Source organism: Methanobrevibacter olleyae, assembly GCF_900114585.1.
Lineage (GTDB): Archaea > Methanobacteriota > Methanobacteria > Methanobacteriales > Methanobacteriaceae > Methanobrevibacter > Methanobrevibacter olleyae.
This window is the reverse complement of sequence record NZ_FOTL01000025.1, coordinates 23,678-35,853: the sequence shown is the minus strand read 5'-3', so window position 1 is coordinate 35,853 and position 12,176 is coordinate 23,678. Positions and strand designations below refer to the sequence as shown.

Sequence of the window (12,176 nt, the reverse complement as noted above, 5' to 3'; positions counted from 1 at the left end):
ACACTCAGTGTTTAAAATTGACTTAATAGTATGGAAACGTAGAAAAGAAATGTTAGAAGATTTAAAAGAAATAAGGTTTAAAATTGACTTAATAGTATGGAAACGAATGATTACTTTTTTCCAGTTTTTCTTGTAGTTTATGTTTAAAATTGACTTAATAGTATGGAAACTCGCTAAATATGAACCATTGCACAATTTCATTAAAACGTTTAAAATTGACTTAATAGTATGGAAACTTTTCTAAAAAAAGTAATAAAAAGTAACTTTATATAGTTTAAAATTGACTTAATAGTATGGAAACATAAGAATTGTACTTGTGATGAGTTGTATAAATCATTGTTTAAAATTGACTTAATAGTATGGAAACTTGGATGATGCAAGAATACTCGCAGTTACTGACCGTGTTTAAAATTGACTTAATAGTATGGAAACTATTTAAAAGGGTGTCTTTCTTTAATCATTTCAATATAGTTTAAAATTGACTTAATAGTATGGAAACGTTCATTACTTAAAACTTTACAATCATTACCACCAGGTTTAAAATTGACTTAAAAGTATGGAAACTGAGGTAGAATGTAGTAATGAAGAATTATTAAATAAGGTTTAAAATTGACTTAATAGTATGGAAACAATGAATTAGACTATGTAGACCAGCAATACCAGAAATAGTTTAAAATTGACTTAATAGTATGGAAACATAATATGTTTTTGTTTTTTTTATTCTAGTTCCTCTAAGTTTAAAATTGACTTAATAGTATGGAAACAGTATTAGTAATTTAAGCATGGATGAAAAAAGAAGTGTTTAAAATTGACTTAATAGTATGGAAACGTATTATCATCACCCAAACTCTCAACAAGAGATAATCGTTTAAAATTGACTTAATAGTATGGAAACTTTGAATATCCACAATTTTGAAAGCTAAAACTTGTAAGTTTAAAATTGACTTAATAGTATGGAAACGGTGTTATTAGCAAAGAAGGAAGTAGTTATTACACTAGTTTAAAATTGACTTAATAGTATGGAAACATAGTTTAACATATTTTGTCTGGATCTTCAGAAGGTTTAAAATTGACTTAATAGTATGGAAACTGCTAATCGTGGTGAAGAACCTATCCATAGTATAAGATTTGATTAATAAGAAGAATTATGTTCCAATTCATCCTAATTGCAAATGTACTTATGTAAGTGTGTGGAAACGAAATAGGACACCTCCAGAAAAACCTTTTGTTGTTAATTTGATTAATGATGAATCTCATAATTGGGCATATGATTATGAGGGCAAGCATTATCAATTACAAGGTAATACTCCAATGAGTAGAGATGATTTTCTTCATGAAATTGGTGTACCTATTGATGAATTAAGTGAAGAAGAATATGCTTTTTTTAAAATATATACTGATAATGGAGATGCTGCTATAAATGGTTATCTAAGAGGATTATTGTCAAAAGAAGATGCAATAAAAAGGTGGGAGGATGTCAACGATAAACTTCTAGATAAGGGAGTATTGGATCATATTTTGTTGTTTGATGACTCATTAAATCTTATTGATACTATTTTCTCAAAGCATGGAAAAACTCTTAAAAAGGATATTATTGTTTGTCGTCGTGAAAGAGATAGATTCATGGGGAGAAATAATGAAACTAAATATAATGATAAAGGTTTGACTTCTACTTCTATTTATGAATATGCAAATACTTCCATTTATGGTGATGAACTAAATTATATTCTAGTACCTAAAGGTACAAATGTATTATATCTTGAAGGAATAACAAATGTTTTAGAAGATTATGAGGTTTTATTCCCTCCAAATATTAATTTAAAGTATGTTGAAGACCTTAGCAAGAATAAAAAAGTATGGAAGTTATAAATAAATTTATATAGTATTTTTTACAAAATAAATAAATAATTAGTTAATAAGGTGGAATTTTTTTATGGAATTAATTAAAGTAACTAGGTTGGATATAGATTTAATTAAAAATCTACCTCCTAAAATATTAGCTGAATTAATTACCTTTGAAGAAGTTATCCCTGATGGTATTATGTCAGTTATTTGTGAATTTAATTCATTTTATAAAAAAGAAAGACATAATTTTTTAAATTACAGGCCTGATCTTCTTGAAAAAATGTATCATGCTAGGAATAAAAGAAAAAGATTAGCTGAAAAAGAAGAAGGGGATTCTGTTGTTAATAACATTAACCTTGAAAATGAAGAAGAAATTCAGTTTATTAAAGATTATCCTCAATTTAAACCATTAATTGAGTCTATTATATGTCGTGATGAAAATCGTGAAATTGTTAATGTTATTCCTATTGATGAGTATCTAGCTGAAAATTAGAAATTATTTTTTATCATTTAATTTTTTTTATGGTCACTTGCACTATTTTTGTGTAATGTGGCCTTTTTTAATAAACCATTTTTTCCAAAAGGTGGAACTTATGACTAATGATGAAAATCAAGAACTTAAAAGAGATAAAGAAATCTTAAGCCATATTCAACATAGATATGATGAAGAAGAAAGAAGATTTCAATCTGTTGATACAAAAATAAGTTCTATGATTGGAGTGTTAGCAGTAATATTTACAATACAAGCATCGTTATTTATAAACATTTTATCTAATTCAAAACCAGATATATGTTTAATTGTTCTTTTTATATTTTCACTTGCTTTATATTTAATTTCAATTTATTACTTTATTAAATCACATTATTTTAAAAAGTTTTCAGCAACACCTAAACCTTCCTTTTTAATGGAAGAAGGAGCAAAAAAAGAATCAGAACATACAATTGTTAAAGACATGATTGCATTATATTCAGATTGTATTAATGATAATGAAAAATTAATAGAAAATAAAACAAACATCGCTAAGAAAGGATTTTCCTTTTTAATATATGGTGGATGTTTAAGTTTTATTTTCTTGCTTTGTTTTTTACTGGAATTATTTGTTTAGAGCAGTTTTTTCTATTTCTTTTTATTGTTATCTGCTCCTTTATTAAGCCTTTCTTTTCCATTTGGTTTTAATGGATAAGGATTTTTATCATCTTCCTTTTTGTCTTTTTCTGACAAAGAATGTCACCTCCTTTTTTTTATTTTATATTTATTATATATTTTTATATTCTTTTAAACTTTTATAAAAAAATTTATTATATTCTTTTTGGTAGTTTACTCAAGCTTGGTTAAAGGGTCTTGGTTTAGAACCAAGGGATATAGTTCTACACAGGTTCAAATCCTGTAACTACCACTATTTAAAAACTATTTTACTATTTTTTTTCATTCTGTGGGATAAAATATTCTAAAATTATAAATTTTTAATATTTTTTTTATTATACCAATAGGGTTTAAACCCCTAATCCCACTCCAAAAAACTATTTTTTTTTTTTTTTTTAATGGATAGTGAATTAAAAATGTCAACTGAAACAATTAAACAATTTAAATTGTATGCACCATCCACACAAAAATCATATGATTTAAACCCTGATGGAACACTCACCATAGAAGGAATAGCTTCAACTACTAACAAAGACCTTCAAGGAGATATTATATTACCATCAGCTATTGAGTCCATGAAAACACAACTACTCACAAGTACTAAAAACTTACATGGAAATCATGAGGATAAATTATTTGATGGAATAATTGGAGCTATCAAAGAAGTAATGGATACAGATGAAAATGTATTAAAAATTAAATCTGTTATTCGTTCTAAATTTGCAGCTGAAATTAAAGAAATGTTAGACATTGGGATTAATCTAGGCCTCAGTATCAGGGGTAAGATTAAAGATTACAATACTATTCCTGATGGGTGGGAAATAAAGGATATTAACCTTTTAAAAATCAGTTTAACTGGTATGCCAACCAATTGGGACACCTACATTATCATCACTATAAGTAATTTCAATCCCAAATGGCATTATTTTAATTTCGTCATCGTCTTCGTAAACTTCAAAAACAGCTAATGGATGTCCTGGTTTATCAACTATGCTTATGCTAGTGGGTTTCCATTTTTTACCAACATCTTTAAATTTAATACCCATTTTATCAGTTCACTCCTTTTCTTCTCATATCTTCAACACTTTTGTAAGGTGCTGCAAGTATACTGAAACCAGTGTATTCTCCATCACGTAATGCTTGTTGGATTTCCTGGTCAGTTACATCAACACTAACAAACCAAGTTCCCTTGGGGTAAACATTGCCTTTAAAAGTAGTTTCTTCATCACATATGTAGGATTCTAGTATGGATCCTATTGTTTGGAGTGAGTGTTGTACGTCGATTAGGTTGACTTGGCGGTTAAAGATTAATGATACTTTTCTTATTGTTTCTTCATCCAATACATCGCCTACGGTGTCTGGGATTTTTGGTATGAGAACTGCACCTTTTACAATCATGATTCTTATTCCTTTTATTATTGAAATAAAATTGGAAGTGTGAGAAAAGAATACTCAAAAAAGAAAAAAATAGTTATTATGAATAAAATAAGATTAAGGTTACCAAAAAAGCTGTCTACATTTTTAGTTTCTATTTTGAATATTTTTTCCACTCTTCAATATATAAGGTGGACAGTTAGAAACTAAAATAAAAAAAATAGTAAAAAAGAGTTTTATAATTTAAAAATATTTTCTAAAAAACCTAGTTTAGAGTCTTCGACTCCTTTAATCATAGGTTTAAATTGAGGATATTTTTCAATAAAATCAAGAGCATATTGAACATGGTAATCATGAGCTTCATCTATTTTCCCTTCATTTAACATTTTATAAGTAATTGCTCTTTCGTTTTGATCTAATGATTCCCAATCAGGATGATTAATAAAAGTAATCAATCTTTTATCACCGATATCCTCATCTCTTTCTTCAAGGAGATTCATTAACATATTAGGTATACCTAAAGGAACATTTACAAAAGAATCAATGAAATCATCATTAACATTCATGATAAAATCATAATCTGGAACTAATCTTCTAACCATAATTAACCTCCTTATTTTATAGTAATATATTTGTTTTTTTATATATATAAAGATTTATATTAAAATCCAAGAAGATATGTATTTATTTTCTTGATTTAAGAATTTTAAATCAGATCCCTTATTAAATAATACTTCATATTCTGTTTTTGTGGATGTTATTTTTTCAATATAAAATATTTTTGTACCTTTCGGTACAACAATTAAATTAATATATGGACCATATAGTTCTGGTTTAACATTCATTGAAATAGAAGTTGATAGAAATGCATCTGAGTGATATATTCCTTCATTGGCATAATCAGATAATGGACGGGATTGTCTTCTAACTAACACTAAATCTTCATCCAAAACTTTTCCTTTTTCAAAGATAGTTTCAGAAATTTTTAAATATTCATTTAGAGGCATATACTCTTTTGGATATTTAAATCTAAATTTATTCCATTTAATCATAAATTTTGCATGTATTAATTTTCTTTTAAAATTATTAGGTTCAATAGCAATTTCCCTAAGATAATTATTTAAAATTTTTGTTACATCTCCAGAATATAATTTTACAAAATTATACTCTTTTTTAGATAAATCTGATTTTTTTATAGCCCATTTATTAGAAAATGCTAATTTGTCTTCAATAGACTCACCAACACCATATATTTTTTTATTATTTACCTCTACAACTTTATGGGGATCTTTATTGTAATTTATATTGATAGAATTTTTATTAGATTTGATTTCTGGTTTTGTAATTTTTGAGGTATTTTTGTTTCCAATATTTAAAATTCTTGTTTTAATTTTTGAGAATAATCCTTGTTTTTTATTGCTTGATGTATATTCATTAATATTAGGTTTTCTAGTTTTACCTTTACTTTCAGTATTTACACTATAAGTCTTAGCATTATTAGTAGTCAGGTTTACATTTGGATTTATTTGTATGGTTCCTCTAGTTTTAAGGTTACTTGGAGTAATGTTAGTAAACTGTAACCAACAACGGCAGTTAGCAACATTTTCTGCTCCACCCTCCAAATCTCCAGGATATAACATTTGAACATGACTACTACCGTAAATATCAAAGTAGCCATCAATTTCTACATTTCAATCCCAAAATGGCCTTATTTTAATTTTAACATTATATGGTGTTTTTCTCAAATGAAGAAACTAATGATGATTTAATGATAGTTTCTCATGAAGTGAAACTATGGCTCCTATGATCAGTAGCTTTAAATGAATTATTTTCAGATAATATATTATTATGCATTCTATAGGAATCATTGTTGTTTATTTTTTGTGGTTGTGCTTTCTATAGGAATCATTGTTGTTTATTTTTTGTGGTTGTGCTTTCTATAAAAAGCATTATTCATTTATTTTTGATATTATATTTTTATAATTTTTTTTTTTTATCTGATTTTTCAAACTATGCTTTCTATAGAAAGCATTTAATTTAAAAATAGATTATATTGATTTAAAAATATTAATATGGGAAACATTATGATTAAAAGAGAAGTTTATCTAGAGCAAATTAGAGGGTTGTTGATACAGATTTTATAAAAGTTATTTCTTAAATAAAATTTAGCTTTTAAAGAATTATTAATAGATATTAGTTTTCAAATGCTCTACTTTTCTATTTATAAAGTAGCACTAAATTAATTTAATTATGGTTAGATTTTTTTAATAATATATTTGGGTTAATTTATTTATTTTAAAGAGGAGTATTATGAGAAAAATAGATGAATTAACTTTAGAAATTAATGAAGCAAGTGTAGAGTTAGAAAATATTAAAAATCAAATGAGTAAACAATTTAAAGAAATATGGAAACTTCAGTGCAGGAAAGACCGTGGAGCTGATTATGATAGGGTGAAATATGAAGATTTAATGTACAATCATAAATTGCTCCAAATGAAAAGAAGACAATTGATTACTCATATTAATTATTTAAATAAAGAATTCTTTGAAGTTTTAATCTAGTTCTCTATAGGAAACTTTTTTCTTATTTTTTTTAAAATAGTTTTCTATAGGAAACTTTTTTCTTATTTTTTTTAAAATAGTTTTCTATAGGAAACTTTTTTCTTATTTTTTTTAAAATAGTTTTCTATAGGAAACTTTTTTCTTATTTTTTTTAAAATAGTTTTCTATAGGAAACTTTTTTCTTATTTTTTTTAAAATAGTTTTCTATAGGAAACTTTTTTCTTATTTTTTTAAAAATAGTTTTCTATAGAATACTTTTTTATTATTTCTGGATTTTTTAAATAATAAATTATTTATCTAATTAAAAGAGAATAATAAATAAGAAAAACTAAAGGTGAAGCTTTTGAAATCATGGTTTGAAAGATTAGATATAAGCTTATCAATACTAATCATAATAGATGTTTTACTTATTATAGCCTCTATCTTATTTAATCTAGAGCAAGAGTATATAGATTTTATTTTTATATTTGACACTCTAATTTGTATTGTCTTAATAATCAACTTTATAATAAAATACTTAGATTCAGCAGATAGAAATCAGTTTTTAAAAGAAAATTACCTAGATTTAGTTGCTTCTTTACCATTAGGATTGTTAATCCTACCATTCCCAAGCCAATTATTGTATTCTTATCATTTAATCATTCTGCTTAGACTTTTAAGAGTAATATTGCTATTTAAGGATATTTCTAAGTATGTTAAAAGGTTCTTCAATGCCACTTATTTAGATAAAATAATAGCTATTTTTATAGTTATTATTGTTGGCTCTACTTTCACTTTATATTACTTTGATCCAAATATTCACAGTATTTATGAGAGTTTATGGTTTATATTCCAAACAATAACTACAGTAGGTTATGGGGATATAATTCCAGAAAGCCCTGTTGGTCATTTTATTAGCTTATTGCTTCTTATAGTGGGAGTTTTAATGTTTTCAGTGCTTACAGCATCTTTTGCTTATTTCTTTAATCAAAAAATCTTTAAAGAAGAAAATGATGAATTTAATAAAAAAGTAAATACTCTTAAAGAAAACTTAGACAAGACAAAGGAATCAATTGATAAAATTAAAGAAAAAACAATCTCAAATGATGAGGAATTAGCTGAAATCAAAGAAAATGTAAAAGATCTATCCAACCGTATGGATTATCTAATTGATTTAATTGAGAAAAAAGAATAGCATTATTTAAATTAAAGATTTATCTGTTTTAATTAATTTAATTTATATAAACTATATTTTTATTAATCGTGTTTTTAATTATTTTATATCAAAATTTACTCACTATTTAAATAATAAAGTTTAATTATCAAATTAGAATTTATGGTTACAATATGAATGATTTTTATAAAATAGCTAATGAAATAGCTAAAATTCCAGATGAGGAAATAAAAGAATTGTCTTGTGAAGATAGATTAAAGGAATTAATCAAATTCAGAGGATACTTTAAAGAATATTATAATTCATATAACGACAATTATATCTATTTTTTGGAAAAAATAGAAAAAGAAAAGGATTTAGAAGAAAGATACATTTTAGAATATGATTTTAAAAAGGAAGTACTTAGTAAAGACTATAATTTAGATGGATTAAATTATCTTCTTGCAAATATTTTATTTAAGTATGGTTTAGCTATTGAAGACTATAATGAGCATGTAAACTTACTTAAAGAGAAATATGATCTTGAGCTTAAAAGCAATTGGGAAAAGATTTTATCTAAAAAGAATTTAGATTTAGTTGAAGCACTTAGTTTACTTAGTTTTATTCAGAGATCTGATTACTGGGATTATGAACATATGCCTTTACCCTTTGCAATATTTGATGGCACAGTTGATGATATTTTAGAAAGTATTGAAAATAATGTTGACAATGAGAACGTAGAACTTTTAGAAATATTTATTAAATAGTTTTTTCAATTTTAATTTAAAGCTAATTAAGACTAATTAAATAATCAATTTAATTAAAACACATTTGGAGGCTTTTCAATGGCAATATATAAATGTAGTATCTGTGGATATGAATTTGATGAAGAGAAAGAGAATAAATCTTTTAAGGAACTTGAAAAATGTCCAGTTTGCAAACATCCCGCTAGTGTATTTAAGAAAATTAGTGATGGTGGTGATGGGGATAAAAAGGAATCTGTAAATGAGATTAGTGAAGGTAGTGATGGGGATAAAAAGGAAGCTGCTTTTTCATCCTCCCAATTAGAATATCCTAAGGAAACTGCACGCTTTGATAGTTCAATCCCCCATATGGCAGACATTCATGAAATGGCAGTAAATGGAAATTCTATAATAAATGCAATGGCAACAGAAATACCTATGCCTAGTTGGGATGAGATACTTATTATTGCAAATCAACTTAATCCATTTCCTTTAGATGAACATGCAGAGGTTAAAACAAGAACAATCATTGGTAAAAATGCTAGAAAACCGATGGTTCTTGAAAGCCCTATTTATATTTCCCATATGTCTTTCGGTGCTTTATCTTATGAGAGTAAAATAGCTCTTGCTAAAGGAAGTGCAATGGCTAAAACTGCTATGTCCAGTGGGGAAGGAGGAATATTAGCTGATGAGATGGAAAACAGTTATAAATACATTTTTGAATATGTTCCAAATCACTATAGCTTAACAAAGGAAAATTTAGTAAATTCTGATGCAATTGAAATTAAAATAGGTCAAGGAACCAAACCTGGAATGGGGGGACATTTACCTGCTAAAAAGATCAGCGAGGAAATAGCGGCAATTAGAGGAAAACCGATGGGTGAAGATATTATAAGCCCATCATTATATGAGGAAATTAAATCCAAAGAGGATTTAAAAGACCTTATAAGTCATTTGAGGGAGGAATCAGAAGGAAGGCCTATAGGTGTTAAAATTGCAGCTGGTAGGATAGAGGAAGATTTAGAATTTATATCTTATGCTGAGCCGGATTTTATTACAATTGATGGCAGGGGAGGAGCAACAGGTGCAAGTCCAAAAATCATACGTGATGCTACTTCAATTCCAACAATTTATGCCCTATCAAGAGCAAGGAAATATTTGGATGATAACAATATTGATATTGATTTAATAATTACTGGTGGCTTAAGAGTATCTTCTGATTTTGCAAAAGCTTTATCTTTAGGTGCTGATGCAATAGCGGTTGCAACATCTGCATTAATGGCTATAGGATGTCAGCAATATCGTATTTGTGGTAGTGGTAATTGTCCTGTAGGGATTACTACTCAAGATGAAAACCTAAGAAAGAGAATGGATATTGATATAGCTTCTCAAAGAGTATATAATTATTTAAATGTTTCTTTAGAAGAAATTAAAACATTTGCAAGAATTACAGGTCATGAGGATATTCATGATTTATCTTTAGATAATCTCACTACTTTCAACAGTGAAATATCAGATTATACAGATATTCCTCATGTTTAATTATTTTATTTAGCTTTTTTTATTTTTAATAATTTTTTATAAAATCTATTTTTAGTTTCTTAGTTCTATTTGATTTAGTATTTTTATAAACTCATTAAAAGTTCTTAGTTTTATTTGGTTTGGTATTTTTATAAAATCATCATATAATTAGAGAAACTTTATAAAAAAGCAAATATTTATAAATAAGTAATTCTATAAACTTTGTATTAAAATATGGGGTTATGTAATGGAAGAGGAATATATTTCAGTAACTGAACTTACAAATCATATATCTAAAGTTTTAAAAAGAGATTCTAATCTGAGAAAAGTTTTTGTAAGGGGAGAAATATCTAATTTTAAGCAAAATATTTCATCTGGGCATTGTTATTTTAAGCTAAAAGATGAAAATACTATAATTCCTGCAGTTATGTATTATCGTGTTGCTAGTAGACTTAAATTCAAACCTAAAAATGGTATGAAAGTTTTAATTAGAGGTAAAGTGGAGGTTTACTATCAATATGGAATATACCAATTATATGTTAATAAACTTAGTGAAGATGGTTTAGGGGATTTACATATTGCATTTGAACAACTTAAAATAGAATTAAAAGAATTAGGTTGGTTTGATGAGGCTCATAAAAAAGAAATACCTAAGTTTCCAAAAAAAGTAGGTGTTGTAACATCTCCTGAGGGAGCGGCAATTAGGGATATAATAACCACAATTAAACGTAGATGGCCTTTATGTGAAATAATTCTTTTTCCTTCATTAGTTCAAGGAAATATGGCTATGAATAATATAGTTAAACAAATTTATACTGCAGATAGTCAATTTGATTTAGATACTTTAATTGTTGCTAGAGGTGGAGGAAGCATTGAAGATTTATGGTCTTTTAATGAAAGAAGTGTAGCAAAGACTATTTTTCACTGTGACACTCCAATAATAAGTGCAGTTGGACATGATATTGATTTTACTATAGCGGATTTTGTAGCTGATTTAAGAGCTCCAACACCAACTGCAGCAGGGGAACTTGCAGTACCTGAAATAAATGAAGTAAAAGATAGTTTGAATAATCTAAATCAAAGAGCAAATAAATCGATTAATAAAAAACAAGAGGATAATGGGGAAAAATTAGAGAAAATTAAAGATAGAAATTTATTTATCTATCCAGAGATGATTTATGAGAAAAAAGCAATGGATCTAGATAATTTAAAGTCTAGATTATTAAGCTCCTCTAATGAAATGATTTATGCTAGTAAATTTGAATTAGATTCGTTAAAAAGAAGATTGATAGATTGTTCTAATAAAATTATTTATGATAACAATATTAAATTATCCGGATTAAAAGGCTCAGTTATATTTAAAAATCCGAATAGAATATTTGAAAATAAGTCAAATAAATATTTTGAACTTATCTATAAGCTAAAATATGGTGGAGATAATTTAATTTATAAAAAAGAGCTTAAATTATTGGAATATAAGAATTCATTTATATTTAAAAATCCTAAAAAATTATTTGAAGATAAATCAGGAAAGTATTTAAAAATTAAAGCTCGTTTAGAATATGGTTCTAAAAATCTTTTAAGAGATAAAAAAGAGGATTTAAAAGAATTAAAGGATTCTAGAATAATTAAAAATCCAGAATCTATTTTAGATAAGAAAATAATTTACCTAGGTAAATATATAGATAAATTAACAGTTTTAGATCCTTTACTTACAATTAAAAGAGGTTATACTGTATCACGAGTAAATGGAAAGGTTATTTCAAAATCAAAAGATTTAAAAGTAGATGATGAGGTAGAAATTGAATTTAGTGATGGAAAAGTAAATACAAAGGTGATTTAAAGGTTGAATATT

Annotated in this window: 12 protein-coding genes and 1 CRISPR repeat array; of the genes, 9 read left to right on the top strand and 3 right to left on the bottom strand. The window is 26.2% G+C overall.

The genetic code is table 11. From position 1 onward, the window contains the following. Positions 1-9: 9 nt before the first annotated feature. Positions 10-1,090: direct repeats of the CRISPR family, unit length 29 nt; unit sequence GTTTAAAATTGACTTAATAGTATGGAAAC. A gap of 38 nt (positions 1,091-1,128) precedes the next feature. The 4 genes from BM020_RS07210 to BM020_RS09620 all read left to right on the top strand — a co-directional run bounded on the left by BM020_RS07210 (position 1,129) and on the right by BM020_RS09620 (position 3,957). Then, positions 1,129-1,869: an ADP-ribosyltransferase gene (locus BM020_RS07210; RefSeq protein ID WP_083405384.1), complete on the top strand. Its 741-nt coding sequence runs from the start codon at positions 1,129-1,131 to the stop codon at positions 1,867-1,869. 64 nt (positions 1,870-1,933) lie between these two features. Beyond that, the gene (locus BM020_RS07205) at positions 1,934-2,338 is read left to right on the top strand and encodes a hypothetical protein (protein WP_074798728.1); all 405 of its coding nucleotides are present in this window, start codon (positions 1,934-1,936) and stop codon (positions 2,336-2,338) included. Between the two features lie 100 nt (positions 2,339-2,438). After that, positions 2,439-2,951 carry a hypothetical protein gene (locus BM020_RS07200; protein ID WP_074798726.1) on the top strand — a complete coding sequence of 171 codons (513 nt, stop codon included), beginning with the start codon at positions 2,439-2,441 and terminating at the stop codon, positions 2,949-2,951. 454 nt (positions 2,952-3,405) lie between these two features. Next, positions 3,406-3,957 (top strand): HK97 family phage prohead protease, encoded by a 552-nt coding sequence (locus tag BM020_RS09620; RefSeq protein ID WP_074798724.1) that lies wholly within the window; start codon positions 3,406-3,408, stop codon positions 3,955-3,957. Between the two features lie 82 nt (positions 3,958-4,039). Here BM020_RS09620 and BM020_RS07190 read toward each other — a convergent pair whose 3' ends face one another. The 3 genes from BM020_RS07190 to BM020_RS07180 form a co-directional block, all read right to left on the bottom strand. Then, entirely contained in the window at positions 4,040-4,387 is a 348-nt protein-coding gene (locus tag BM020_RS07190) for an XkdF-like putative serine protease domain-containing protein (protein WP_074798722.1), read from the bottom strand. Positions 4,388-4,599: 212 nt separating this feature from the next. After that, complete coding sequence (locus tag BM020_RS07185; RefSeq protein ID WP_074798720.1) at positions 4,600-4,965, bottom strand: hypothetical protein; 366 nt, start codon at positions 4,963-4,965, stop codon at positions 4,600-4,602. A 54-nt stretch (positions 4,966-5,019) separates the two neighbouring features. Then, positions 5,020-6,003 (bottom strand): ADP-ribosyltransferase, encoded by a 984-nt coding sequence (locus BM020_RS07180; protein ID WP_074798717.1) that lies wholly within the window; start codon positions 6,001-6,003, stop codon positions 5,020-5,022. A 670-nt stretch (positions 6,004-6,673) separates the two neighbouring features. Between BM020_RS07180 and BM020_RS07175 the strand changes: the two genes are divergently transcribed. The 5 genes from BM020_RS07175 to xseA all read left to right on the top strand — a co-directional run bounded on the left by BM020_RS07175 (position 6,674) and on the right by xseA (position 12,164). Next, a complete protein-coding gene (locus BM020_RS07175) occupies positions 6,674-6,925 on the top strand; it encodes a hypothetical protein (protein WP_067145797.1) in 252 nt (83 codons plus the stop codon). A gap of 343 nt (positions 6,926-7,268) precedes the next feature. Continuing rightward, positions 7,269-8,099 (top strand): ion channel, encoded by an 831-nt coding sequence (locus tag BM020_RS07170; RefSeq protein WP_074798715.1) that lies wholly within the window; start codon positions 7,269-7,271, stop codon positions 8,097-8,099. Between the two features lie 152 nt (positions 8,100-8,251). After that, positions 8,252-8,824, top strand: coding sequence for a hypothetical protein (locus tag BM020_RS07165; protein WP_067145803.1), 573 nt, complete (start codon positions 8,252-8,254; stop codon positions 8,822-8,824). A gap of 78 nt (positions 8,825-8,902) precedes the next feature. Continuing rightward, positions 8,903-10,342, top strand: coding sequence for a glutamate synthase-related protein (locus tag BM020_RS07160; RefSeq protein ID WP_067145805.1), 1,440 nt, complete (start codon positions 8,903-8,905; stop codon positions 10,340-10,342). 226 nt (positions 10,343-10,568) lie between these two features. Further along, complete coding sequence (xseA, locus tag BM020_RS07155) at positions 10,569-12,164, top strand: exodeoxyribonuclease VII large subunit (protein WP_074798713.1); 1,596 nt, start codon at positions 10,569-10,571, stop codon at positions 12,162-12,164. Positions 12,165-12,176: the final 12 nt, after the last annotated feature.

What these genes read in the sequence shown, in the direction of transcription:
- BM020_RS07205 (WP_074798728.1), top strand. Translation starts at nt 1,934, where the DNA reads ATGGAATTAATTAAAGTAACTAGGTTGGATATAGATTTAATTAAAAAT.
- BM020_RS07200 (WP_074798726.1), top strand. Translation starts at nt 2,439, where the DNA reads ATGACTAATGATGAAAATCAAGAACTTAAAAGAGATAAAGAAATCTTA.
- BM020_RS09620 (WP_074798724.1), top strand. Translation starts at nt 3,406, where the DNA reads ATGTCAACTGAAACAATTAAACAATTTAAATTGTATGCACCATCCACA.
- BM020_RS07190 (WP_074798722.1), bottom strand. Translation starts at nt 4,387, where the DNA reads ATGATTGTAAAAGGTGCAGTTCTCATACCAAAAATCCCAGACACCGTA.
- BM020_RS07185 (WP_074798720.1), bottom strand. Translation starts at nt 4,965, where the DNA reads ATGGTTAGAAGATTAGTTCCAGATTATGATTTTATCATGAATGTTAAT.
- BM020_RS07180 (WP_074798717.1), bottom strand. Translation starts at nt 6,003, where the DNA reads ATGTTATATCCTGGAGATTTGGAGGGTGGAGCAGAAAATGTTGCTAAC.
- BM020_RS07175 (WP_067145797.1), top strand. Translation starts at nt 6,674, where the DNA reads ATGAGAAAAATAGATGAATTAACTTTAGAAATTAATGAAGCAAGTGTA.
- BM020_RS07165 (WP_067145803.1), top strand. Translation starts at nt 8,252, where the DNA reads ATGAATGATTTTTATAAAATAGCTAATGAAATAGCTAAAATTCCAGAT.
- BM020_RS07160 (WP_067145805.1), top strand. Translation starts at nt 8,903, where the DNA reads ATGGCAATATATAAATGTAGTATCTGTGGATATGAATTTGATGAAGAG.
- xseA (WP_074798713.1), top strand. Translation starts at nt 10,569, where the DNA reads ATGGAAGAGGAATATATTTCAGTAACTGAACTTACAAATCATATATCT.